Origin of the sequence: Sorangium sp. So ce295 (assembly GCF_051527405.1) — a bacterium.
GTDB lineage: Bacteria > Myxococcota_A > Polyangia > Polyangiales > Polyangiaceae > Sorangium > Sorangium cellulosum_B.
In genome coordinates this window covers 9,079,888-9,102,431 of record NZ_CP150324.1, presented here as the reverse complement: position 1 = coordinate 9,102,431, position 22,544 = coordinate 9,079,888, and the positions used below count along the sequence as shown (strand labels likewise).

The 22,544-nt window shown below is 72.9% G+C and carries 21 protein-coding genes and 1 tRNA gene; 9 read left to right on the top strand and 13 right to left on the bottom strand.

Translation table 11 applies throughout. The features are described from left to right. Positions 1 to 2: 2 nt before the first annotated feature. Both WMF11_RS34455 and WMF11_RS34450 read right to left on the bottom strand, forming a co-directional pair. Positions 3 to 476, bottom strand: a complete 474-nt coding sequence (locus tag WMF11_RS34455; RefSeq protein ID WP_437903497.1) for a peroxiredoxin — start codon at positions 474 to 476, stop codon at positions 3 to 5. A gap of 45 nt (positions 477 to 521) precedes the next feature. Next, a complete protein-coding gene (locus WMF11_RS34450; RefSeq protein ID WP_437903496.1) occupies positions 522 to 2,006 on the bottom strand; it encodes a sigma-54-dependent transcriptional regulator in 1,485 nt (494 codons plus the stop codon). Between the two features lie 263 nt (positions 2,007 to 2,269). Between WMF11_RS34450 and frr the strand changes: the two genes are divergently transcribed. Further along, positions 2,270 to 2,827: a ribosome recycling factor gene (frr, locus tag WMF11_RS34445; RefSeq protein ID WP_437543352.1), complete on the top strand. Its 558-nt coding sequence runs from the start codon at positions 2,270 to 2,272 to the stop codon at positions 2,825 to 2,827. Positions 2,828 to 3,439: 612 nt separating this feature from the next. Then, positions 3,440 to 4,303 carry a Stp1/IreP family PP2C-type Ser/Thr phosphatase gene (locus tag WMF11_RS34440; RefSeq protein ID WP_437903495.1) on the top strand — a complete coding sequence of 288 codons (864 nt, stop codon included), beginning with the start codon at positions 3,440 to 3,442 and terminating at the stop codon, positions 4,301 to 4,303. Between the two features lie 48 nt (positions 4,304 to 4,351). Here WMF11_RS34440 and WMF11_RS34435 read toward each other — a convergent pair whose 3' ends face one another. The 4 genes from WMF11_RS34435 to WMF11_RS34420 form a co-directional block, all read right to left on the bottom strand. Beyond that, positions 4,352 to 4,912 (bottom strand): hypothetical protein, encoded by a 561-nt coding sequence (locus WMF11_RS34435; RefSeq protein ID WP_437973736.1) that lies wholly within the window; start codon positions 4,910 to 4,912, stop codon positions 4,352 to 4,354. A 105-nt stretch (positions 4,913 to 5,017) separates the two neighbouring features. Then, a complete protein-coding gene (locus WMF11_RS34430; RefSeq protein ID WP_437973735.1) occupies positions 5,018 to 6,214 on the bottom strand; it encodes a cystathionine gamma-synthase in 1,197 nt (398 codons plus the stop codon). A gap of 62 nt (positions 6,215 to 6,276) precedes the next feature. Further along, positions 6,277 to 7,161 (bottom strand): protein kinase domain-containing protein, encoded by an 885-nt coding sequence (locus WMF11_RS34425; protein WP_437903494.1) that lies wholly within the window; start codon positions 7,159 to 7,161, stop codon positions 6,277 to 6,279. A gap of 19 nt (positions 7,162 to 7,180) precedes the next feature. Continuing rightward, positions 7,181 to 8,092, bottom strand: coding sequence for a hypothetical protein (locus WMF11_RS34420; RefSeq protein ID WP_437903493.1), 912 nt, complete (start codon positions 8,090 to 8,092; stop codon positions 7,181 to 7,183). A gap of 165 nt (positions 8,093 to 8,257) precedes the next feature. On the opposite strand from WMF11_RS34420, the gene WMF11_RS34415 reads away from it, so the two are divergent. Then, positions 8,258 to 8,923: a hypothetical protein gene (locus tag WMF11_RS34415; protein WP_437543340.1), complete on the top strand. Its 666-nt coding sequence runs from the start codon at positions 8,258 to 8,260 to the stop codon at positions 8,921 to 8,923. Positions 8,924 to 8,940: 17 nt separating this feature from the next. Here the strand turns inward: WMF11_RS34415 and WMF11_RS34410 are convergent, their stop codons facing one another. Both WMF11_RS34410 and WMF11_RS34405 read right to left on the bottom strand, forming a co-directional pair. Further along, a complete protein-coding gene (locus WMF11_RS34410; protein WP_437294033.1) occupies positions 8,941 to 9,375 on the bottom strand; it encodes a YqaA family protein in 435 nt (144 codons plus the stop codon). A gap of 155 nt (positions 9,376 to 9,530) precedes the next feature. Continuing rightward, positions 9,531 to 10,034: a response regulator gene (locus WMF11_RS34405; protein WP_437543336.1), complete on the bottom strand. Its 504-nt coding sequence runs from the start codon at positions 10,032 to 10,034 to the stop codon at positions 9,531 to 9,533. A gap of 155 nt (positions 10,035 to 10,189) precedes the next feature. Here WMF11_RS34405 and WMF11_RS34400 point away from each other — a divergent pair, with 155 nt between their 5' ends. Beyond that, positions 10,190 to 10,471 carry a hypothetical protein gene (locus WMF11_RS34400; RefSeq protein WP_437543333.1) on the top strand — a complete coding sequence of 94 codons (282 nt, stop codon included), beginning with the start codon at positions 10,190 to 10,192 and terminating at the stop codon, positions 10,469 to 10,471. 85 nt (positions 10,472 to 10,556) lie between these two features. On the opposite strand, the gene WMF11_RS34395 is transcribed toward WMF11_RS34400, so the two are convergent. The 4 genes from WMF11_RS34395 to WMF11_RS34380 form a co-directional block, all read right to left on the bottom strand. Further along, on the bottom strand, positions 10,557 to 11,939 hold the full coding sequence (locus tag WMF11_RS34395; RefSeq protein ID WP_437973734.1) for a hypothetical protein: 1,383 nt from the start codon (positions 11,937 to 11,939) through the stop codon (positions 10,557 to 10,559). A 258-nt stretch (positions 11,940 to 12,197) separates the two neighbouring features. Then, positions 12,198 to 12,395 carry a hypothetical protein gene (locus WMF11_RS34390; protein ID WP_437973733.1) on the bottom strand — a complete coding sequence of 66 codons (198 nt, stop codon included), beginning with the start codon at positions 12,393 to 12,395 and terminating at the stop codon, positions 12,198 to 12,200. 52 nt (positions 12,396 to 12,447) lie between these two features. After that, positions 12,448 to 12,523: transfer RNA gene (locus WMF11_RS34385), tRNA-His, on the bottom strand. A gap of 248 nt (positions 12,524 to 12,771) precedes the next feature. Continuing rightward, entirely contained in the window at positions 12,772 to 13,866 is a 1,095-nt protein-coding gene (locus WMF11_RS34380; RefSeq protein ID WP_437973732.1) for a histone deacetylase family protein, read from the bottom strand. Between the two features lie 81 nt (positions 13,867 to 13,947). Between WMF11_RS34380 and WMF11_RS34375 the strand changes: the two genes are divergently transcribed. Next, a complete protein-coding gene (locus WMF11_RS34375) occupies positions 13,948 to 15,396 on the top strand; it encodes an MXAN_5187 C-terminal domain-containing protein (protein ID WP_437903488.1) in 1,449 nt (482 codons plus the stop codon). 87 nt (positions 15,397 to 15,483) lie between these two features. Here the strand turns inward: WMF11_RS34375 and WMF11_RS34370 are convergent, their stop codons facing one another. Further along, positions 15,484 to 16,584, bottom strand: coding sequence for a hypothetical protein (locus WMF11_RS34370; RefSeq protein ID WP_437903487.1), 1,101 nt, complete (start codon positions 16,582 to 16,584; stop codon positions 15,484 to 15,486). 138 nt (positions 16,585 to 16,722) lie between these two features. On the opposite strand from WMF11_RS34370, the gene WMF11_RS34365 reads away from it, so the two are divergent. From WMF11_RS34365 to WMF11_RS34350, 4 genes are all read left to right on the top strand, one after another. Beyond that, positions 16,723 to 17,706 carry a hypothetical protein gene (locus tag WMF11_RS34365; RefSeq protein ID WP_437973731.1) on the top strand — a complete coding sequence of 328 codons (984 nt, stop codon included), beginning with the start codon at positions 16,723 to 16,725 and terminating at the stop codon, positions 17,704 to 17,706. 121 nt (positions 17,707 to 17,827) lie between these two features. Further along, on the top strand, positions 17,828 to 20,158 hold the full coding sequence (locus tag WMF11_RS34360; protein WP_437973730.1) for a transglycosylase SLT domain-containing protein: 2,331 nt from the start codon (positions 17,828 to 17,830) through the stop codon (positions 20,156 to 20,158). A gap of 122 nt (positions 20,159 to 20,280) precedes the next feature. After that, positions 20,281 to 21,603, top strand: a complete 1,323-nt coding sequence (locus WMF11_RS34355) for a hypothetical protein (protein WP_437973729.1) — start codon at positions 20,281 to 20,283, stop codon at positions 21,601 to 21,603. 208 nt (positions 21,604 to 21,811) lie between these two features. After that, complete coding sequence (locus tag WMF11_RS34350; RefSeq protein WP_437543316.1) at positions 21,812 to 22,516, top strand: DUF4230 domain-containing protein; 705 nt, start codon at positions 21,812 to 21,814, stop codon at positions 22,514 to 22,516. Positions 22,517 to 22,544: the final 28 nt, after the last annotated feature.

Here is a 22,544-nt window from a genome sequence, read left to right as displayed (position 1 = left end):
ACTCACTCCGCGCGGGGGCGCGCCGCCCGGAAGCGCTTGTCGATGAACGAGAGCACGTCGTCGCGGTGCTTCCTGGCCTGGAACTCGTGGTGGAAGACCGCCGCGATCTCCAGGGCGGGCGTGACGACGTAGGTGATCCGCCGGGCGAGGCCGATGAGCGGCCAGAGGACGCCGTAGGCGCGGCACACGCTGCGATCGCGGTCGGCGATCATGGGGTAAGGGACCTTCTGCGCCTCGGCGAACCGGCACTGCGTCCTGTGGTCGTCGGTGCTCACGCCGACGATGCTGGCGCCCGCGAGCGCGATCTCGGCGTGGTTGTCGCGGAAGAGCTGGGCCTCGACGGTGCAGTGGGGCGTGAAGGCCTTCGGGAAGAAGTACACGACCGTGCAGAGCCCACCCTGCGCCGACAGCACGAAGCGCTGGCCGTCGATGGCCAGCGTGTCGATCTCCGGCGCGCGCTCGCCGACCTTCAGCATGCCGACGCAATCTGCCGCAAGTCGCCCCCGGCGTCGACCGTGGCTTCAACCTTCGATTCCGAGCCGCTTCAGCCTGTAATAGAGGGTCGTGCGCTGCATGCCGAACTGCCGCGCGACCTCCGCCTTGTTCCCTCCGCAGCGGTCCAGGGCGGCGAGGAGCTCCCGCCGCTCGATGTCGTCGAGCTGGGAGCTCAGGTCGAGCCTCGGGCGCGCGCACGCCGGCGCGGCGGGCTCTCTTCCGGCCGGGTCCGCCTCCGGCTCCGCCGGCGCGGCGGCCCTGGGCGCGCGCGCGGGCGGTTCGGCCGGCTGCGCGCGCGCCGTGAACGCGAGGTGCTCGGGCAAGATCACGTCGCCGCGCGACAGGATGGCGGCGCGCTCGACCACGTTCTCCAGCTCCCGCGTGTTCCCTGGCCACGTGTACGCCGCGAGCTTCGCGATCGCCTCCTCCGACAGCGCGGTGGCCGCGCGCGCGTTGCGCCGGGCGACCTTGCGCAGGAAGTGCTCGGCGAGCGCGCGGATGTCCTCGCGCCGCTCCCGGAGCGGGGGCAGCCTGAGCGGGAACACCGAGAGCCGGGAGACGAGCTCGGGCAGCACGCCCGCGCGCTCCCAGGCCTCGTCGATGCCGGGCGTGAGCGACAGCACGACGCGCACGTCGACGCGCGTGGTCTCCGTCGATCCGAGCCGCTCGACCTCGCCGTCGGTGAGCACGCGGAGCAGCCTCGCCTGGAGCGAGGGCGTGAGCGGCGCCGGCTCGTCGAGGTAGATCGTCCCCCGGTGGGCGAGCTCGAGCCGGCCTGCGCGCTCGGCGAACGCGCCGTCGAAGGCGCCTCGCCGCCAGCCGAACAGCTCGCGCTCGAGCGTGTCGCCCCGGAACGCGGCGCAGGTCACCTTGACGAACGGCTGCTCTTCCCGCGGGGAGCCCACGTGGATCGCCCGGGCGACGACCTCCTTCTCCGCCCCTTCCTCGCCCTCGATCAGCACGTGCGTCGCCGCCTTCGCCACCTCGCCGATCCGGGCGGCGACCTCGCGCATGGCCTCGCTCTCGCCGGCGATCTCGCCGAAATCGATCGGGTCCCGCTGCTCGCGCTCGAGGTAGCCCGCGTACTGCGCGAGCTGCTCGCGCAGCCGCCGGTTCTCCCGGAGGGTGGCGACCCCGGCGATCGCCTGCCGGAGGATGACGGCGAGCTCCTTCGAGTTCCAGGGCTTCTGGACGTACCGGTCGACCGCGCCCGAGTTGACCGCGTCGATGAGCACCGTCATGTCCGCGTAGGCGGTGAGCAGCACGCCCGCCGCGTCGGGCCGCCGCTCCTTCGCCTGCTTGAGGAACTCGATACCGCTCATCCCCGGCATTCGCTGGTCCGCCACGATCACCGCGGGATCGAGGCGATCGAGGAGCGAGAGGGCCTCGGCGCCGCCCAGCGCATAATGGATCTTGAACGACTTCCTGAAGGCGAACCGGAACGCGTCGAGGTTGTCCTGCTCGTCGTCGACGACGAGGACGTCGAAGCTGTTCCAGTCCAGATCGCGCATCGGGTCGCCCTGCCTCCCAGAGTTACTACAGCTCGGCACGATCGCGACAGTGGAGGTGGCGCGCTGGGCGGGGGGACGGCGCGGCGGCGCTCGGGCGCGTGCGCGTCCGGATGCGCCCAGGCGGAGGCGAGCGCTCTTCCGACCGCGACGCCGGCGAGGTCGGGCGGATCGATTTCTCCGCCGGCCCGGAAATACGCGGTAAGCTCCGCCCCCGCCCGCGAAGAGGGCGGGCTGGGCGAGCCCCACACGGAGGAAGCCGGATCATGCTCGAGGACGTCATCAAGGAGCTGCGCGAAGGGATCGAGAAGGCCATCGAAGCTCTCCGGCGAGACCTGGCGAAGGTGCGCACCGGGCGCGCGAACGCGGCCATGCTCGACGGCATCCGCGTCGACTACTACGGCGTGCCGACGCCGATCGTGCAGATGGCCACGGTGTCCGTGCCGGAGCCGCGGCTCATCAGCGTCAAGCCCTGGGAGAAGAACCAGGTGAAAGCGATCGAGAAGGCGATCCGGGAGAGCGATCTCGGCCTGAATCCCCAGGTGGACGCGGATCTCATCCGACTCCCGATCCCGCCGCTGACGGAGGAGCGGCGCAGGGAGATGGTGAAGCTGACGAAGAAGAACGGAGAGGACGCCAAAGTCGCCATCCGGAAGCACCGCCGGGACGCGAACGAGATGATCGACTCGCTCGAGAAGGACGGCGACGTCAGCGGCGACGAGGCCGACCGGGCCAAGAAGAAGGTCGACGACGTGGTGGCCGAGGGGACGAAGCAGGTCGACACGGTGATCGCCGGCAAGGAAAAGGACATCCTGGACGTGTGAGCGGGCCGTCGGCCGGGCGGGCGTCGGCGACCGAGCTTGGCAGACCGGAGCGCCGTGCGGCCGCCCCTCCCCGCGACCCGCGATGGGGCCGGCCCCTTCGAGGAGGGCGGCGCGGCGGCGTGGCGGCGTGTGATGCGCGACATCGCCTGCCGCGCAGCGCCCCAGCGTGTCGTGACGCCGCGCGCGCCGAGCCCGGCCCGGCCTGGCGACGCTTCGCAGCCTTGTTGTCTCCATGTCCGCGCGCGACCCGCGGCTGCCGCCCGCTCCGGCGCTTGCGTCCGATCGCCACGGGGTGAGGCGTGCCCGGGACCAGCCCAGCTCACAATGAACCGTCCCGTGAAGCGAAGAAGTGAAAAAGAGGCTTGCGGTCCCCCCGGTCGGAGTCGGTAGGATCGGGAAGGTCGGCGGTTGGGCGTGCGCGGTTGGGCGTGCGAAGGCGTGCGAAGGCGTGACAAGACGTGAGAAGACGCGCGAAGACTCGGAAGACGCCCATTAGGGGGCGAGAGGCCCTGCTTGACAGGTTTTCGCTAGCGTGAAATGGTTGGTGTTCGAAGCCGAAGGCCCGGAGCCGTCTCAAGGATTCCCGAGGTTATGCGAGCGATCGCTTCAGGAATGACGGACGTTGGTCTCCAACGCGACCACAACGAGGACAGCTACGCCGTCCTGTCGGAGTACGACCTGTTCATCGTCGCGGACGGCATGGGGGGCCACCGCGCGGGGGACGTAGCCAGCAAGCTGGCGACCGAGTCGATCGCGGACTTCTTCCGGTCCACGTCGCGGGAGGACGCCACCTGGCCATTCCACTTCGACACCAGCCTGTCGGAGGAGGAGAACCGGCTCCAGGCGGGCATCCGGGTCGCGAACCGCCAGATCTTCGAGCGCAGCATCCGGTCGCGCGACTGCGCCGGGATGGGCACGACGGTCGTGGGGGCGCTCTTCTCGAAGAAGAAGAACCGGATCTACGTCGGCCACGTCGGCGACAGCCGCGCGTACCGCGTCCGCAAGGGCTCGATCAGCCAGCTGACGCGCGATCACTCGCTGTTCAACGACTACATCATGGCGATGCCCGAGCTCACCGAGGAGCAGCGGGCCGAGCTTCCGCGCAACGTCATCACCCGCGCGCTCGGGATGCACGACAGCGTCTCCGTGGATCTGCTCAGCGATGAGCCGCAGCCCGGCGATGTCTACCTGCTCTGCTCCGACGGCCTGAGCGGGATGCTCTCGGACGACCAGATCCTCCACATCGTGAGCTCGACCGAGGAGGTCCCGGAGATGTGCCGCCGCCTCATCGCCAAGGCGAACGAGAACGGCGGAGAGGACAACATCACGGCGCTCGTGATCCGGATCGACGAGCAGGACGAGGCCGAGCTCCCCCACAGCGCGACGATCGGCCCGCCCGCCGACTCGCAGCAGGTCAGCATCGGCGATCGGTCGACGGTCCCGGCGGTGTCGGCCTCGCGCTCCGAGAAGAGCTGACGCGCGGGGCACCCCCCCCCGCGCCCGCCTGTCAGCTGCCAGCGCGGCTCAGCCTCCGCAGCTGTCGAAGGCCAGGACGCCCAGCCTGATCTGGCATATCTCGCCTTCGTTCAGCATCGCCGGGCACTCGAAGCCGACCCAGATCTTGCCCGCGTCGACCCCCTGCTTGCCCTCGAACCAGAACTTACACGGGGTCGCCTTATCGGAGTAGAAGGTCTGCTCTGCCGTCTTCGCGGAGGAGAAGCTGATGTCGCCGGTGGCCGGCGCGTCCTGGGTCGCCGCGGGGGAGATGGCGTCGATCTTGACCTGGATCTTCGACAAATCGGCGGGGTTCTTGGCCACCGCCGAGACGGAGAAGGTGCCCGAGCCGGACACGGAGCAGTCGACCGAGGCGCCGTCCTCGCCGTCGGTGAGCAGCTGGACCTTCTGGACATCGGTCACCTCGCCAAGGGTCGCGATATGCCCCGGTTGGGAGCAGTCGATGCCCGGGTCGGCGAAGTTCATCTTGTATGCGCCGCGCGGGGTCGGCGGCTCCGCGCCGCTGCAGCCGAGGCCGAGGAGGGGGAGGAGGCCGAGCACGGGCACGAAGCTGAGGCGAGCGAGACGCATGGAAAGCTCCGGTGGTAGGTGGCGGCCCCAAGGCCGCTCCTCGCTTCTATCGTACTCGGGGGTCCGCGATCAAACGGCGGCAGCGCCGCGCGCGTTCACGCGCGCTTACGTGCCCGTCGCGCGCGCGTGCGCGTGCGCGTCGTCCAGCGCCTGGGCGACGTCGTTCGAGAGGTCCTCGGTGGCCTCCAGGCCCACCGAGAGCCGGAGGAGGCCGTCGGCGATGCCGAGCGCCTCCCGCGCCGCGGCGGGCACGGAGGCGTGGGTCATGAGGGCGGGGTGCTCGGCGAGCGACTCGACGCCGCCGAGGCTCTCGGCGCAGGCGAAGATCGCGAGCCGCTCGAGGAACCTGGAGGCGACGGGGAGGCCGCCGCGCACCACGAACGAGATCATCGCCCCGGGCGCGCGCATCTGCCGCGCGGCGAGCGCGTGGCCGGCGTGCGTGGGGAGGCCGGGGTAGTGCACCGCCTGGACGGCGGGGTGCCCGGCGAGCCTCCCGGCGATGAGCGCGGCCGACGCGCACTGCTGGCGCACGCGCACGCCGAGCGTCTTGATCCCGCGGAGCACGAGGTAGCAATCGAACGGGCTCGGGACGGCGCCGATCGCGTTCTGCAGGAACCCGACCCGCTCGGCGAGCGCGTCCTCGGACGTGACGAGCGCGCCGCTGACGACGTCCGAGTGCCCGTTCAGGTACTTCGTGCTCGAGTGCGCCACGACGTGAGCGCCGAGGTCGAGCGGCCGCTGGAGCACCGGCGTGGCGAAGGTGTTGTCGACGACGAGCAGCGCCCCGTGCGCGCGCGCGATCTCGGCGAGCCCTGCGATGTCGAAGATCTTGAGCATCGGGTTCGTCGGGGTCTCGATCCAGATCATCCGCGTGGCCGGGGTGAGGGCCTTGCGGACGACGTCGAGGTCGCTCATGTCGACCGAGGTCGAGGCGAGGCCCATCGGCCGCATGACCTTGTCGAAGAGCCGGAAGGTGCCGCCGTAGACGTCATCGCCCGAGAGCACGTGATCTCCGGGACGGAGCGTGTGGAGCAGGGTGGCGGTCGCCGCGGATCCGCTGCCGAAGGCGAAGCCATGGCGCCCCCCCTCGAGCGCGGCGATGCACTCCTCGAGCGCCTTGCGGGTGGGGTTGCCGCTGCGGGAGTACTCGAACCCCTTGTGGTGGCCCGGCCGCTCCTGAGCGAAGGTGCTCGAGAGGACGATCGGCGTCATGACCGCGCCGCTCGTCGGATCCGGCGGCTGTCCGGCGTGGATCGCGAGCGTGTCGAGGCCGAGCTTGTCGTGACCTAGGTGGGGCTTCATGCGGGCGAGACTTATCTCATGGGCCGCGTGCGTCCACGGTTTTGGCGCGCAGGAGGGCCGAGTCAGCGCGCTGACTCGGCGCCGTCCTCGGCCCGCGGAGCGGCCGCGTCGAACGCGTCGAGCAGCGCCCGCGCCGTCCCGACGCGGCGCTCCGGATCGCGATCGAGCGCGCGAGCGAGCGCTCGGCGCTGCCCCGGCGAGAGCGCGTCCGCGACGGAGAGCGGGTCGAGGCAGAGGCCAGATTCGCTGATCTCGACGAGCGCCGCGGCCTGCTCGCGCGCGCGCGTGAGGCTCGCGCCGGTGGCGAAGGAGACGAGGGTCGCCGCCATGGAGTAGACGTCGCCGCGCTGGGTCGGCGGGGATTCGCCGCGGGCGATCTCGGGGGCGACGAAGGGAACCGTGCCCCGGTCGGCGGTCTCGAGGTCCGGATCCATGCCGCGGAACCGCGCGGCGCCGAGGTCGACGAGGCCGATGTCGCCGAGCGGACCCAGCAACACGTGATCAGGGCCGAGATCGCCGTGAACGAAGCGGACCGGGCCTCCGGCGTCCTCGATCTCCTGGAGCTCGGCGAGCGTCTCGATCGCGGTCCTGACGACGTGGGTGATGAGCGACGCGGGCGGCGGCCGGCCGCGGCCGCGCCATCCGTCGAGCACGTCGCGGAGGGATGTGCCCTCGCGCCGGCTCTCGAGGAGGAATGGGCCGTGGCGATCGGCGCCGACGCGCGCGAGCGCGGGCAGGGCGGGGTGGCGAACGAGGGAGAGGACCTTTGCCTCGCGGACCATGGCGGCCCGCCCCGCGTGCTCGTGGAGGACGCCGGGGACGAGGCGCTTGCACACAAGCGTGGGGCCGGGCGGCGGGCCTCCGAGCCGCACCAGCGCGACGTCAAACGTGGCGCCGGCGCCGAGGTGCTCGATCAGCTGGGTGCCGTCGGGAGCGGGGTAGGGCATGCCGGCCGCCTGTGGCCTCTCACGCGTCCGCGCGCTGCGCAGCGACGAGCTCGTCGCACGCGCGAAGCCACGCCTGCGCCTCCTCTGCGCCGGCGCCGCCGCGCAGGGCGAGCGGCCACCGCGCGTCGCGCCAGCGCGCCGCAAACTCGGCCCAGCGCGCCGGTGCCTCGCGGCGCCCGGCCAGGGCGGCGACCCTGTCATCGATGCTCTGGAACGGAAACACCGGCTTGCCGACCCCGAATCGCGCCTGCACCCAGTGGACAACGCCGATGAGGAGCCCGTACCGGCAGCGGCGGCGCTCCTCGTCGACGCCCACCACCGGCGATCTCCAGTCGAGGTGAATGTCGTCGAGCTCAGGCGGCCGCGGTTCATGCTTGCCGACGCAGAGGTGGACCGCCTCCTGATCCGGCCGGTGCACCTCGCGCCAGCTGTCCGCGTCGAGCGGCTCGCCGCCCCGGAAGAGCTCCGCCATGCTCGCCGGGAGCGAGCCGAGCAGCGCGCCCCGCTGGTGCTCGATCCCCCCGAGGATCGTGTCGCGCGCCACGCGGCGGCCGCCCGCTCCCGCGAAGTGGCGGTCGAGGCGCTCGCGCATGGCCGCCGGCTCCACGTAGACCACTTTGAATCCAGCGCTCCCGCCGCACCAGACGTTGCGCAGATACCTGATCTGCGTCCACAGGCCGAGCGTCGGGTCGATGCCGCGGAGACGCTCGAAGATGCGCACAACGACGTTGACGCACGTCGGCCCGAACCGGGTGAGCGCCTCGCCGAGGTCGCGCGGCTCGGGGGCGCCCCAGAACGCGTTGTCCAGGTTGAGCTCCGCCCCGGGGCAGCGCGCGAGCCGGTCGGCGAGGCTCCTCTCCAGCGCCTCGCGCAGCGGGCCCGCGAGACCATCCAGGTGCGGGCCGGCCCCGGCGTCGAGTGAACCGGTCATGCGGACATCCTATCACGCCTGCCCGCGCGGCTCCGAGCGCGGCCACGGCCGCCTGTGGGATGACGGCGCACCTGCACGGGAGGAGGGCGGCGGCCAACTTTTCTCCGCAATCTGCGGCAACTCACTGCGTTCAGCGCGAACGTGATAGAAGTCGTGGGCACCGGCATGGATCCCAAGATCTTGGAGATGCTCTTCATCGCCGTCAGCAACGGCGTCGCCCTCTTCATCGGCGCTTACCTGGCGCGGAGATCGGCGGATCTCAGCGCGGAGCGGCGGGCCGAGCACGAGGAGAAGGCGGAGCTCCAGAGACAGCGGCGAGAAGCGCTCTTGGAGCGACTGGCGCTCCAGCGGCGCGCGCTCGACGACTACGCGCGGATGATCGTGCGGTGGTCGTCGGTGCCCCCGTCCGGAGCGCCGCGGACGAAGGAGGAGGACCTCGCGGCGGACCAGGAGTCCATCGCGATGTACGCGCAGATGGCCAACGCGTACGGGAGTCGCCAGTTCGCCGAGCAGGCCGCCGCGACGCTGCACGCCGTGCGCGCCGGCCGGGGCAACGTCCAGGTGTTCCCGTTCGCCGTGCAGATCGCCTCCGCCTGCTACCAGGAGATGATCCGGGCGATCTCCGAGCTCGAGAAGGAGATCGGCCTGCCGGCGCCGCGGTCGCCCGCGCGGCCGTTCCTCCCGGACGAGGAGCTCGCGAAGGAGGCGACTCGGCTGTTCTCCAGGAACGTCGTGGAGCAGCGTTCCGGGATCGATCTCGGCATGGTCGACCAGATCCTCGAGCGCGTCAGGGTGAACCCGTCGCCCGAGGAGACGGACAGCCCCAGGTAGCGCTCACGCCGCCGGCTTCACTGGCTCCATCCCGCCCGGATGAGCGCGTAGAAGAGGAGGAGCCGGGGCACCCGGAACAGCACCATGGTCAAGAAGTAGCGCAGCGGGATCCGGTACAGCCCGGACAGGTAGCAGAGCATCGAGAAGGGGATCGGCGAGATGCTCCCGATCGCGATCGCCCAGTATCCGTAACGCTCGAAGAGCCGGTCTATCCTGGGTCGCGTCCGCTCGATGCGCGCCGCGAAGAGGCGGATCCGCGCGAGGCGGCCGGCGAGGCGGTAACCCGTGCAGCCGCCGACGAGCGAGGCGGTCGAGATGGCGATCAGGGGCGCGACCTGCGAGCCACCCGAGGTGATCGCGGTCAGCATGTAGAACTGCGGCGGGATCGGGAACGAGAACGCGTCGGCGAGGAAGGTGCCGACGAACATCCCGGCGAGGCCGAAGCGGTCCACGAACCCGCGGCCGAGCGCGTCGAGCTGCTCGCGGGCGAGGTGCGCCGCGAGCGCGATCCCCGCGAAGAGCGCGGACAGGCTGAGCGCCAGCTGGACGAGCGTGCGCCACAGATCTCGCCGATCGCCGCGCGGGCGCGGCTCGCCCTGCGGAGGCGTCAGACCGCCTCCAGCCGGCGGCGCTGCAGCCGCTCGATGATCCGCCTGCTGCGGAGGGTGCTTTGAAATATCCGCGTCGCCTTCTCGAGGGCGTCGAGGAGCTTTTGCTCCGCGCCGTGCTTGTCGACATAGGCGAAGGGCCGGTGCGCGTTGATGACCTCGAACGAGTCCTTCTCGTCGTGATGAGCCGAATAGAAGATCACGGGCACTTCCGGCTGCACCTTGCGGATCTGGTCGCAGACCCAGAATCCCTCCAGGCCTGACATCCGCACATCGACGATCACCGCGCACGTGTCCTCGGTGAAGGCGGCGACCCCGTCCACGGCCGAGGAGCATACGACGAGGCGATATCGCTTCGAGAGGAGGGCGCCGAGCGGCTGCCAGATGCTCCTGTCCCCGTCGACCAGGAGCACGAGAGGGAGCCGCGTGGACTCGGGCTTCTCGTGATCCGGTCGCTCGGCTGGATCGGCTTCGAGCAGGGTGTCGGATTCCTTGGAGGGCATTCGTCGTCGATCGTGGAGGCGCGTCAGGACGCGCGATGACGCAATGTACCACGCCCGGCGCGTCGGGCCAGCGCGGTGGGCGGCGGCCAGGGATTCGTCTATGCTGGGTCGCTCGCCGGGGAGAGTCTCCGTTCCACAACCGAGGTGAGCTGCCCATGAAGAACGCAGAACTCCGATCGATCCCGCTCGTCATCGCCGCCGTTGTCGGCCTCTTCGCCGCGGGGGCCGCGGGGTGCAAAGACGAAGAGATCCTGAACGCATGCAGTGAGCTCTGCAAGCACCGCATCCTCTGCGCGGAGGAGAACGACGCTCCGCCGCCGAGCAAGACCAGCTGCGAGACCGCGTGCCTCGGCCTCGAGGGGAATGACCTCGTGGAGCGAACCGAGGAGTGCGTGAACGAGGCGTCCTGTGATTACGTCGCGTGCGCGGACCCTTGAGCAGCGTCCAAGCCCGCGCGCGGGGAGGCGGGGGCGCCTCGCCTCCCGGGCGCGATGAGGGGCGGCGCGATGAGGGGCGGCGCGATCAGGGCTCCGCGTCGCACTCGGGCGCGTCGCGGAGCGGGCCCGAGGCGCGCGGTCCGTCGAAGCGCAGGAGCTCGAGATCGACGAGCTCGAGGCGCTTGAGCGTCAGATCCAGCGGGCCGACCGACACGCCTGCCACCGCCTCGGCGTAAGCCCGCACGCCGCCGTCGACCCGCGCGTCGTACGAGCAGTAGGGCGGCGCGGCCTCCGCCGTGACGCGCGCGTACGCCTGGATTCCGACGTTCGGGCCGACGATGCCGTACAGGCGCGCCCGGAGCTCCGCGCCGGCGCTCACCTTGCCGGACGCCGTGATCGGGCCGGGCGCGCCGATGAAGGCCGAGCCCGAGGCCGAGCCGGAGGGCTCCCAGATCGTGCTCCACGTGCCGTTCCTGTAGTCGACCCCGGCCTCGATCTCGGCGGTCGCCTGCGCCACGGCCTCCACCTCGGCGGCCGTGAAGGACAGCCCCAGATCCGCCTTCGCCCTCGGCACGACGTCCGTCGTGACGACGACGGGGACGGGGCCCACCCAGAAGGTCAGCGTCGGCAGCGGCAGGCTCGGGACGCCCCCGGCGAGCTCCAGGAGATCGACCGAGCAGCTCCCCGTGACCGTGCCGGTGCCCTGGAGCCTGGCGCTCACGTCGAGCTGGCCCGACGCGACGAGGCGGAGCTGCTTCAGCTCCGGCACCGGGTTGAGCTTGCCCCTCGGGCCGATGTGGACCTCGAGATCGAGCGCCGGCGAGAGCTCGGCCGTGACGTCGAGCGCCGCCGTCCCGTGCGCGGTGACCCCGCACGACGCCGGGAGCGAGGCCGAGGAGAGATCGAGGAGCTTCATGGAGGCGCCGGACGAGATCTTCAGGGCCTCCGCCGCGCTCGCGATCTGCTCGCCGTCCTCCGCGCCGAGCTCGCGGATGCGCGCGGCGTGATCGTCGATGGCGCGCGCGTACTCGCGCGCGTCGTAGTGGACGTGGAAATGGCCCTCGGTGATGAACTCCGTCAGAGGAGCGGGCGTCGTCGCGAGCGCCACCCGCGTCGCGTCGATCGCGCGTACGCTCACGACGCGGGCGAGGTAGCCGCCTCCCTGCGTGCCGCCGAGCACGTCGCCCGCGGCGAAGGGCGTCATGCTGCCGTCATGGGTGATGACGAGCTCGTGGTCCCCGAGCGCCGCGGAGACGAACCCCGGCTCCTTCTCGGGCACACGAGCGCGCTCCGAGAGCGTGAGCGGGCGGACGACATCGACGGCGCCGGGGGACGGCAACTCGGTAGGATCCGCGGCGTCGCTCGAATCCACGGCGCACGCCGCGAGCTGAGGTGCGCTGATCGCGATGAAAGCAGCGGAGATGAGGCGCGCCGTCGACGCGCGTCTCCCGGGGAGAGTGGTCTTCATGCGCGCGGACGCTACGCGGGGTTTGTGGCGAGTCGGTTACAAAAATGAGACTTGCTGTCTCCGGGAGAATGGGTAACGGCTCACTGCGATGGATGGATATCCATGAATCGATAGCTCCGAGGCGCGAAGGGCGCTTATCGAAGCGAGCGATTCGCGACGCCGCGCGAGCTCGTCCACAGCTTGGCGTGCGGGCGCGCTCGTCCCTGCTCCTCACCGCCTTGCCTCGCCGCGCGCCCCCGGGCAGGCTTCGCCCATGGGCTAGCCGACGCCATCCAGCGGACGCTGGAGGTGTACGTGCTCGGCGCGGATCGCCGCCGGGGGCCCGCGGTCGTCCACCGCGACGCCGCCCGCGTCCGGGTCGAGCCCTTCGACGCCATCGAAATCGAGCTCGCCGCGCGCCGGGCAAGGTAGCCGGCAGCCCTCGCCAGCGGACCCAAGCCCCCCGGCTTCGTCCACCTGTCGAGCCCTCGGGTCGCCGCTTTCGCCAACGATTTCGGGCTGTTCTACCTGGGGTGAGTAACGGGATTCGAACCCGCGACAACTGGAGCCACAATCCAGTGCTCTACCAACTGAGCTATACCCACCGTTCTTCGCGGCCCGTTGGGCTGCGAAGGCCTGGCAGAATACTCAGCTCCGCGCAGAGTGCAATCAGGGAAACGCACCGCGTGTCGCGTTTCGAGCCCCGCATCCCCGCCCCGGCTTCCCGCGCTTCCCGCGCTTCCCGCCCTGATCCCCCCTCTAAGGAGGCGCCGGCCTCCTCCAGGCAGAGGACCCGGCGGGCCCGTTCACGCCTCGGCCCCGGTTTCCCGGCGCGCGCCGCCGGTCGCCTCGCTCAGAGCGTCGTCCACCGGCGCAGCGCGGCCCGGCGCGCCCGGTCCAGGTCCGCGCGGTGGCGGGTCGAGATCGGCGCGCGCTGCGCGGGCGGCGGCACCGACGCTCCAGCCGGGTCGTCTGCTGCCTCGCAGCCGGATGCCGCGAGCAGCGCGGCCGTGAGCGAGCTCTCGAGCGCGGTCAGGTCGTAGCCGCCCTCCAGGAAGATGGCGAGCCGCCCCCCCGCCTTCGCGGTCGCCATCGCCGCGAGCCGGCGGCCCATCGCCGCGTACGCCGCGCGCGACAGCTTCATCGCCGCCATCGGATCGCGCTCGTGCGCGTCGAACCCCGCCGAGACCAGGATCAGCTCGGGCGCATACTCGTCGAGCACCGGAAGGAGGAGCTCGTCGAACGCAGCCTCGTAGACCGCGTCCGTCGCGCCGTCGGACAGCGGCACGTTCACGGTGTAACCCGCGCCGTCGCCTCCGCCGAGCTCGCTGGCGGCGCCGGTGCCGGGATAGAATGGCCACTGGTGCAGCGAGCAGAACAGCACCCGCGGATCGTCCCAGAAGATGTCCTGCGTGCCGTTGCCGTGGTGCACGTCGAAGTCGACAACCGCGACCCGCGAGAGCCCGCTGCTCAGCGCCGCCCGCGCCGCCACGGCGACGTTGTTCAGGAGACAGAAGCCCATGCCGGCGTCGCGCGTGGCGTGGTGGCCGGGCGGACGGAGCAGCGCGACCCCGAGCCGGCCGGGGCCGGCGAGCACCGCGTCGACAAGCGCCACCGCGGCGCCCGCGCCGCGCCTCGCCGCCTCGACCGAGCGCGGGACCACGTACGTGTCGGGGTCGAGCGCCGCATAGTGGCCGCTGAGCCGGCCGAGCGACTCCAGGTACCGCGGGGCGTGCACCCGGGCGAGCTCTTCCTCGGTGGCGTCGCGCGACGCCACGTGCTCCAGCGAGAGGCCGGCCGCGGCGCAGCGCTCGATGGCGCGGCGGGCGGCTTCGAGGCGCTCGGGGCGCTCAGGGTGCGCGCCTCGCGAGCGATGTTGCTCGAACAGCGCGTCGTCGACGACGTAGAGGCGCGGGGCTTCGGAGTGCGGCGGATTCAAGTGCACCATGAGCTGGGTGGAGAGTTGTAGCAGCGCCGCAGCGGATGGTAGCTTGCCCTGAGCCCCGGAAAGAAGGAGTGGAGACGCAGGATGCGCGGAAAGATCATCGCAGTCTTCGCCGTGATTGTCCTCATGGTCGGAGGGCTTTTTTACGCCCTCACGCGCGCCTCCCTCGCGGAGATGGGGCGCCCCGGCGAGGCGCCGCGCGCGCTCGCGGCCGCCATGGCGCAGCTCCAGGTGGACGGCCTCGTGCTGGAGCGGTGGCTCGACTCCCACGCGAGCGACCCGAAGCTGCGCGAGCCGTTCAACGCCGGCACCGCCCCGGCCCGCGCCGAGGCGGCCACCAGCGCCGCCAACGCCATCCGGGAGGCGGTCGTCGCCTCGCCCGAGCTGGCCAGGACCCCGCCCTCCCTCGTGGTCCTGGTGGACACCAAGGGCGTGGTGCTCGGGCGGAACGCCTCCGCGCTCATGCGCGGAGACGACCTCGGCGCCGTCTACCCGTCGCTGAAGCTCGCCATCGAGCAGGGGGTGACCGGCTCGGACGTGTGGGTCAGCCGGGCGCGCAACGAGCAGCTGCTCGCGTCCTACGCGCCCATCCGCAGCGACGCCGGGCAGATCATCGGCGCCGTCGCGGTGGGCACCGCGCTGAACGACGAGCGGCTGACCAACGCGAGCGAGCGCACGAGCGGGCGCGTGCTCGTCGTCGCGATGCAGTCGGGCGACGGGCTCGACGTGGTGGCGAAATCGCGCGACGCTTCCCCGCAGTTGGTCGCGGCGCTCACGGCGTCGCCGGCGAAGGACGGCGCCCTGAAGGCGCTGCGCTCCGGCCAGACGGTCGACATCGGCGGGCTGTCCGGCGAGTACAGCGCCGTCGGGCACGCGCTCGACGGCTACGGCGACGGGCGGCGGGCGGTGCTGCTCAGCATCGCGCAGCTCCGGACGCCGGGGCTCGCGAGCGCGCTGCTCTGGCCGCTCCTCGGCGTCACCGCGCTCGGGCTCGTGCTCGTCGTGATCGCCGCGTACTTCCTGGACGCGTACATCTCGCAGCCGGTCTCCGAGATCGAGGACGGCCTGCTCGCGATCATGAACGGCCGGACCGACCTCCGGTTCCAGATCGAGCACGCCGAGCTCGGCGGGCTCGTGTTCCGCCTGAACTCGCTCCTGAACCAGCTGCTCGGGGTGCAGGAGGACGAGACCGACGCCGAGGGGCGCCCATCGCGCGCGCCGACGTCGGCGTCCTTCCGGGACGCCCTCGAGGTCGACGAGCGGATGGCCGCGCTGTCCGCGGGCGAGATCCCGGCCGACGCGAAGGCGCTCCTCGAGGAGCCGGAGGACGCCTACTACGCGCGCATCTTCGCCGAGTACATCGCCGCGAAGAAGTCGCTCGGGGATCCGGTGGACCACATCACCCGCGACGCGTTCGTCGCCCGCCTCAAGGCGAGCGAGCAGGAGCTCGGGCGGAAGCACGGAAAGCCCATGCGCTACAAGATCGAGGTCCGCGGCAAGGAGGTCGTGCTCCTCGCCGTGCCGCTCGCCTGACGCGCGCGGCGCAGGAGCCCGGGAGCGAGGGGAGGCGCCGCGCCGCCCGCCGCTCGGCGGCACGCCGCGCGCGCCGCGCCGCGTGTTTCAGTGCAGCACGGCGTCCGGGCCCTCGTGCAGCTCGACGCGCCCCGACGAGGGCTCGCGGCGGAGCGCGATCACGTCGGAGAGCTCGCAGCCGAGCGCGATCGCCGGCGATGAGGTCGTGACGATCCACTGCACGTTGGGCAGCGCGGCGCGCAGGCGCGCGGCGAGCGATCGCTGGCGGTGCACCGGCTGCTGCGCCTCGATGTCGTCGATCAGCACGACGCCCTCGGCGAGGCGAGGATCGCCGCTCGGGTGCGCGGACGCGAGCGCGCGGAGCGCGAGCGCGCCGAACGCGACGGTGTGCCGCGCGCTCCGCCCGAGATCGTCGAAGTCGATGCGCTGGCCGTCCGCGCGCTCGAAGATCGGCTCGAGCCGGAGCGGATCGACGCCGGCGTACGTCACGCCGTGGCCGTCGAGCAGCGCCTCGAGCACCTCCTTGAGCGCGCGATCGAGCGCGCCGAGCCGCTCTGCCTGGGCGCCCGGCCGGGCGTCCGTCTGCGCGTCGGAGAGCACCTCCGGCCGGCTCTTCCGGCCGTCGCGCGCGATCGCCGCCGCGATCGGGACGAACGAGAGCACCTGCTTCGTCTCGCGGGTGAGGTCGGTGCGCGTCGCGTCGTCGAAGCTCGCGGCCGCGCGCACGTCGTAGCGGAGGATGCTGCGCTCGGGCGTCGTCAGCACGATCGCGCTGCGGGAGAACCAGCGCGCCCCCGAGAGCGCGACCAGGACGAAGCCCCCCTCGGCCGCGCGCCGCTCGAACAGCGACTGCTCCCTCCGCCGCAAGATCGCCGCGTCCTCGGGCTCGTCGAGGCGCGCGTTCGGGCTCGTGACCCGCAGCGGGTGCGCGCGCGCCGGGTCGTCCGTGCCGAGCATCCAGTCGGCGACGACGAGCGGCTGCGAGCCGTCGTCTCCGCGCGGCCTCGGCTGCGCGATCGCGTACCCGGGCCGGGTGGACGCGATCGCCGACAGGATCGAGGTCTTGCCCACGCCGTCGCCGCCGAAGAGGACCACGAGCCGGCGCGGCGCGCCGGCGGCGTCCTCGAGCGAGAGCGAGAGGTCCTCGAACGGGCCGAGATGGACGAGGCGGACGCGGGAGAGCAGCACCGCCCGCGAAGCTACCACCGCGCAGCGCGCGTGGAACGCCGCCATTGGCGTGGTCGCGCGGGCGCCCCCGCGCACCCGGTGGCGCGTGGTGGCGCGTGGTGGCGCGGCGGCCTAGATTTGTCGTCCGGGGTCGTCACCGTGCTGCGCAAGCTGCCTCCGCCGGATTTCCGCTACGTGTGGCTCCACCCGGAGCCCGGCTCGACCGGCGCGCTCGCCGCGGCCGGGACCGCGGGGCTGGCGGGCGCCTCCGCGGCCGTCTGGAGCGCCGGGAGCCACGCGCTCTCGCTGGGGCTCATCGCGATGGGGAGCGCGCTCGGCCTGCTCGCGCTGGTCCGCGCCGATCACCGCCCCCCGATCCAGCGCGGCGCGCGCGAGGTGACGATGGCCGTCGTGCCCTGGGGGATCGTCGTCGACCCGGATACGGAGCCGCGGGTGCTGCGGTGGCCCGCCGTCAAGCAGGTGAGCGTGGACGTGTCGCACACGATGCGCGGCGGGACGCCGGCCATCGTGTCGAGCCTCGTGACGGTGCACACCGAGCGCGAGGTGCTGGCGGGTCGCGCCGCTGGCGCGGTGGACCTGGAGCGGCTCCTCGCCAACCTCGAGGGGTATGCGCAAGAGGCGTCGCGGCCCGTCGCCTCCGACCTCGAGGGGCTGGCGGTGCTCGGCGACGGCGTGACCGAGCCGATCGCCGCGGCGCTGCTGCAAGCGGCGGACGGCATCTGCGCGACGAGCCGCGGCGACGCGCAGCTCGCGCTGCCGGTGGGCGGCTACCGCACGGCGGCGGCGCGCGCGGCGGCCCCCGAGACGATCGCGGCGCTGCGCTCGGCGCTGTCGTGGAGCTACGACTGCCCCGCCGATCCGCGGCCGCTGGCGGCGATCCTCGCGGGCGCGTTCGGGGCGGTGGGGCTCGTACCCGAGCTCCTGGGGCTCGCGAGCGCGCCGCACCCGGTGGTCGCCGCGTTCGGCAAGGCCGCCGCGCTCCGTCTGGGGGCGCCGCCGAACCGCGCTGGGTCGCTCGACGAGGTCGCGGCCTTCCTGTTCGAGGAGGACGTGGAGATCGGGAAGCGGTGGATCGCGTCGGGCCCGACACTTTGTTTGCGACCTCGGGCCCAGGCTTGCTAGCTAAAGGGGTCGGCAGCGCGTGCGCTGCGGTTCGAGCGGCCTGCGCGCGGAGGCCGTCGTTCCGCGGCGCTACGTCCTCATGGCGCGCTGCCGGCGGGTCGTCCAACGCGCCGGGTCGGCTATGAAACGGGCTCCGTCGCCACCGAAGCCGTCTTCAACGGGAGCGCGCAGCCGGCTGGCCGTCGCGGGGGTCCTCGGCCTCTCGCTCGCCGCGTGCGCGGAGCACCACGCGGCCGGGCCGCCCCCGTCGCAGAGCACCGCGCGCGCCGCGCCGTCCGCGGCGCCGCCCGCGGGTCTCGCCCTCGTGCCGCCCGCGGGTCTCGCCCTCGCGCTGCCCGCGCCGCCCATGGTGGACGGCGCCTGGGTCGAGTCGGTGCGGCTCGAGCGCTGGGCCGAGGCGGCGGAGCGGCTCGACGCCCTGCCCATGGAGCAGCGCGCGCTGCCCTCGATGAAGTACGCGCGGGCGCGCGTCGCGTTCGAGCTCGGGGATCATGGCAAGGCGGTGGAGCTGCTGCATGGCCTGGAGCAGGGGCTGCCGCTCCTCTCGCGCGAGGTGGCGCGCTACCGGGCGGAGGCGGCGTTCGTGGCGGGGCCGTTCCTCGAGGCGGCGGCGTACTTCGAGCGCTCGGGCAGCGCGACAGGCCTCGCGCGCGCCGCGCTCGCCACCATGAAGGGCGGCGATCTCAAGCAGGCTCGCGCGCTCGCCGATCGGGCCGTGGCCGCGGCGCAGCGCGCGCGCAGGTCGCGCGACGAGGCCGCGGCGCGGATGGCGCGGGCGCGCGTCCAGCTCGGCGTGCGCGACGCCGCCGAGCGCCCGGGGGAGAAGGCCGCCGCGGCGGCGCTCGCGCAGGCCGACCTCCGGTGGATCGTCAAGAGCGCGCCGTCGTCGCCCGACGGGCGCGAGGCCGCGGCGCTCCTCGCCGCCTTGCCGGGGCAGCTCTCGCAGGAGGAGCGGCTCCAGAAGGTCGACGCCATGGTCGCCGGGGGCAGCGCGGCGGAGGCGATCGCCGAGCTCGACAAGATGTCGGGCGTGCCGGCGTCGGAGCTCCACCACCGCAGGGCCACGGCGCTCTACCAGGCGCGCGACTACGAGGCCGCGGCCGCGGCGTTCCTGAAGGTCGCCGCCGCGCCGTCGGCGCGCCAGGCCGAGCAGCTGCACCTCGCGGCGCGCTCGCTCTCGCGGCTCCGGCGCGAGGCGGAGGCGATCGAGCGGCACCTCGCCGTCGCGCGCAGGTTCCGGAAGACCCGCTGGGGTGAGCTCTCGAGCCTGCTCGCCGCGCGGCTCCTCATGCAGGTCGGGCGCTACGCGGAGGCCGTCGCGCAGTACGGCCGGTTCATCGACGCCTATCCGCGGAGCGATCGGCGCGACGACGCTGTCTACGAGCGGGCGCTCGCGACGCTGTCGACGGGCGGCGCCGCGCGCGTGCGGCGGCCGCTGGAGCAGCTCGCGCGCGACGCGAAGCCGGCCGACGCGGCGCGGCTGCGCGAGCTCGCCGGGCTCGCGGCGCTGCGCGGCGGCGACCGCGACGGCGCGGTGCGGCTCTGGACGCAGGTGATGCGGGAGCAGCCGCTCTCGTGGGGCGCGCTGCTCTCGCGCTCGCGCCTCGCAGCGGTGGGCGCGCCCACGCCGCCGCTGCTCATCCCGGCGTCTCTCGGGGACGCCCCTGCGGTGGAGGTGAAGCTGCCGCCGGCCGCGGCGCTGCTCGCGTCGATGGGGCTCGACGGCGACGCGGAGAGCTACCTCGCCGAGAACGAGCGAGAGGCGACCGCGGCCTATGCGGGGCAGGAGAGCGAGGCGCTCTGCCGGATGTACGGCATGCTCTCGCCCGCGAAGCGCCGCTACCGCGTGGGCACGCAGGCGGTCTCCGCCGCGGCGCTCCAGCGCGCGCCCTCGCAGGCCGATCGCTGGACGTGGGAGTGCGTGTATCCGGAGCCGTACGCCGGCGAGGTGCGCGCGCTCGAGGCGCAGCACGGGCTGCCGAGGGGCCTCGTTCACGCGCTGATGCGCCAGGAGAGCGCGTTCGATCCTGTCGTGGTGAGCCCCGCGAGCGCGGTCGGGCTGATGCAGCTCATGCCGTCGACAGCCCAGAAGGCTGCGAGCGAGCTCTCGCTCGGCTTCGACCTCGGGCAGCTCAAGAGCGCGCCGCTCAACCTGCGCCTCGGCGGCTTCTACATCGGCAAGCTGCTCCGGACGTTCGAGGGCAGCCTGCCGCTCGCGACGGCGGCGTACAACGCCGGTCCGAAGGCCGTGTCGCACTGGCTCGGTGGGGGCATCGACCGGGACACCGATGTGTGGGTGGCGCGCATCCCGTACGACGAGACGCGCACCTATGTGGGTCGCGTCCTCTCGAACCTGGCGCGGTATCAGTGGCTGGCCGGCGGGGACGCGGCCGTGGAGATGCTCCCGCTCACGCTCCCCGCGGACGCGCGCGCGCCGGCGGACGCGTACTGAGCGCGGTCGCCGGGGACGGCAGCGCAGGGGTTCCTCCTGCGCTGAAATTGCGCTGTGCGCTTGAACTCGCAGGCGGGTGCCTTCACCGTGGTGGGGTGGCAGGGACCGCTGGAAGTGACGGCGTGTTCAAGCGGTGTGGGGTCCTCATCCAGCCCTACGCCGACGCTCGATCCATCGGCCGGCTGCTCTCGTCGGCGCTGGCGTGGCTCCTCGTCGTCTTCTCCATCGCGTCGCTCGTGGAGCCGATCGCGGGCCCGATCGTGGCGGCCGTCATGGTGCCTTTCGCGCTGCTCGGGTCGTTGCTCGCGCTGCTCTGCCTGGCGTGCTTGCTCTACACGCCGATCGCCTGGCTCTGGGCGGCGGTGGGCTCGTCCGGCGCGGCGGTCGTCCGGGTGAGCAACGCGCTGTGGATCGAGCGCCCTGGCGATCGGCGCGCGTTCCCGCTCCTCTCGCTCACGCGCGCGCGGCTCTCGAGCTCCGGCGGCGAGGTCGCCTTGAAGACCGACGACGGCGATGTCATCCGGGTGCGCGTCGACGATCCGGTCGACGCGGAGCGGCTGCTCGGGGTGATCGCCGCCGGGCGAGCGCAGGGCACGTGGAGCGCGCGGCTCTACGACGACGCGCCGTCGCTGCCGCGGCGCCGCCTGTTCGTCGGGGTCGCGGCGCTCATGTCGCTGCTCTGCTGGTCGGTGCTCGATTTCGACGTGGCGCTCTCGCTCGGCGTCGTCACGGGCGCCTCGGCGTGGGTGCTCGCGGCGCTGCTCAGGGAGGGCTCTGCGCGCCGCGTGCTGGTGGCGGGCAGCGACGGGCTCTCGCTCCGGGACGACGCCGGCGAGCGCTTCATCTCCTTCGCCAGCATCGAGCGGGTCGAGGAGACGGCGCTCGGGGTCGAGCTCGCGCTCGCCGGGGGCGAGGAGCTCTCGCTCACCCTCGTGCCGCCGCAGCTGCTGCGCGATCCCAGCGAGACGGGGCTCAGCATGGTGCTCGCCGAGCGGCGCCGCGAGCACCTGCTCGCGCTGCTGCGGGAGCGGAGCGGGCGAGGCGCCCACGACGCGGGGCGCGCTGTGGCGCTCCTCGGGCGCCGCGGCCTGCCTGCGCCCGCCTGGCGGGCGGCGCTGCGCCGCCTCGTGGGCGAGGCCGGCGCCGACTACCGGACGGCGAAGCTCACGCGGGAGCAGGCGTTCACGGTGCTCGAGGACGGCGGGGCGCCGGCCGAGCTCCGCATCGGGGCCGCGCTGGCGCTCGGGGGCTCGCGCGACGGCCAGACGGAGGAGCGGCTGCGGATCGCGGCCGAGGGCTGCGCGAACCGAGACGTGCGGCTCGCCCTGGAGCATGCGGCCGAGGGCGACGTCGACGACTGGATGCTCGAGCAGGCGCTCTCGTCCTCGGGGGCGGAGCAGGCGGCGGCGGCGCCGCCGCAGCGGTCTGCGGCGCGCGCGGCGTGAGGCGGGTCGCGGCGTTATAGCCGCCGGCGCGCCGGGCGGGTGGGCGGGCTGGGTTCGGCTGGGCTGGGCTGGTCGATTCTTCTCGCCCTCGGGCCTTCCAGTTCTGGGTACTCTCTGTGGAGGACGCGCGGCTCCTCGGGTCGGTGTCCAGCCGAGCCTCCGCGGGCGCCTGCTGCGCGCCCGTGGTCCTCCAAGGTAGACCCCTCCGATGGAAGGCCCGCTCCAGGACCCCTACGCTTCGGCCGCAGTTCACGCGCCGCGCCCCCGTGCGCAGGCAGGCCGCGCCGCGCGGATCGCGCTGCTCGTCGTGGCGCTCTTCGCGTCGGTCGGGTTCGGCGCGCTCGTGGTGGCGCCGCGCCTCGGCGGTCCCGCGCCTGCGCCCTCGAGCGTCGTGGTCGCGCGGCCGTCTCCTGCGCTCGTCATCGCGATCCGCGACCTGTCGCGGCTCGAGACCACGGAGGTGCACGTCGAGAAGGTCGTGGATCTGGCCGACCGGCAGAACCGCCTGTTCGGTCTGGTGCAGGCCACCGATGCCCTCCTGCTCGTCGCGGTCGGCCACGTCACGATCGGCGTCGATCTCGCGCGGATCGGCGAGGGCGACATCGCGATGGATCCGGAGACCGGGGTCGCGCGGCTCACGCTGCCCGCGCCCGAGGTCTTCTCGACCCGGCTCGATGAGGACGAGACGTACGTCTACACGCGGTCGACCAGCCTGCTCGCGCGGCGCAACGAGCAGCTCGAGGCGCGGGCCCGGAAGGAGGCGACGGCGGCGATCGAGAAGGCCGCGCTCGAGGGGAACGTGATGGCGCGCGCGAAGGCGCAGGCCGAGCGGCAGATCACGGCGCTCGCGACGCAGCTCGGCGCGAAGCGGGTGGAGATCCGCTGGCGCGAGGTCGGCGGCGGGGGGGGCTGACGCGGGGCGGGCGTTCAGGGGGATCGGG

What these genes read in the sequence shown, in the direction of transcription:
- WMF11_RS34455 (WP_437903497.1), bottom strand. Translation starts at nt 476, where the DNA reads ATGCTGAAGGTCGGCGAGCGCGCGCCGGAGATCGACACGCTGGCCATC.
- WMF11_RS34450 (WP_437903496.1), bottom strand. Translation starts at nt 2,006, where the DNA reads ATGCGCGATCTGGACTGGAACAGCTTCGACGTCCTCGTCGTCGACGAC.
- frr (WP_437543352.1), top strand. Translation starts at nt 2,270, where the DNA reads ATGCTCGAGGACGTCATCAAGGAGCTGCGCGAAGGGATCGAGAAGGCC.
- WMF11_RS34440 (WP_437903495.1), top strand. Translation starts at nt 3,440, where the DNA reads ATGACGGACGTTGGTCTCCAACGCGACCACAACGAGGACAGCTACGCC.
- WMF11_RS34435 (WP_437973736.1), bottom strand. Translation starts at nt 4,912, where the DNA reads ATGCGTCTCGCTCGCCTCAGCTTCGTGCCCGTGCTCGGCCTCCTCCCC.
- WMF11_RS34430 (WP_437973735.1), bottom strand. Translation starts at nt 6,214, where the DNA reads ATGAAGCCCCACCTAGGTCACGACAAGCTCGGCCTCGACACGCTCGCG.
- WMF11_RS34425 (WP_437903494.1), bottom strand. Translation starts at nt 7,161, where the DNA reads ATGCCCTACCCCGCTCCCGACGGCACCCAGCTGATCGAGCACCTCGGC.
- WMF11_RS34420 (WP_437903493.1), bottom strand. Translation starts at nt 8,092, where the DNA reads ATGACCGGTTCACTCGACGCCGGGGCCGGCCCGCACCTGGATGGTCTC.
- WMF11_RS34415 (WP_437543340.1), top strand. Translation starts at nt 8,258, where the DNA reads ATGGATCCCAAGATCTTGGAGATGCTCTTCATCGCCGTCAGCAACGGC.
- WMF11_RS34405 (WP_437543336.1), bottom strand. Translation starts at nt 10,034, where the DNA reads ATGCCCTCCAAGGAATCCGACACCCTGCTCGAAGCCGATCCAGCCGAG.
- WMF11_RS34400 (WP_437543333.1), top strand. Translation starts at nt 10,190, where the DNA reads ATGAAGAACGCAGAACTCCGATCGATCCCGCTCGTCATCGCCGCCGTT.
- WMF11_RS34395 (WP_437973734.1), bottom strand. Translation starts at nt 11,939, where the DNA reads ATGAAGACCACTCTCCCCGGGAGACGCGCGTCGACGGCGCGCCTCATC.
- WMF11_RS34380 (WP_437973732.1), bottom strand. Translation starts at nt 13,866, where the DNA reads ATGGTGCACTTGAATCCGCCGCACTCCGAAGCCCCGCGCCTCTACGTC.
- WMF11_RS34375 (WP_437903488.1), top strand. Translation starts at nt 13,948, where the DNA reads ATGCGCGGAAAGATCATCGCAGTCTTCGCCGTGATTGTCCTCATGGTC.
- WMF11_RS34360 (WP_437973730.1), top strand. Translation starts at nt 17,828, where the DNA reads ATGAAACGGGCTCCGTCGCCACCGAAGCCGTCTTCAACGGGAGCGCGC.
- WMF11_RS34350 (WP_437543316.1), top strand. Translation starts at nt 21,812, where the DNA reads ATGGAAGGCCCGCTCCAGGACCCCTACGCTTCGGCCGCAGTTCACGCG.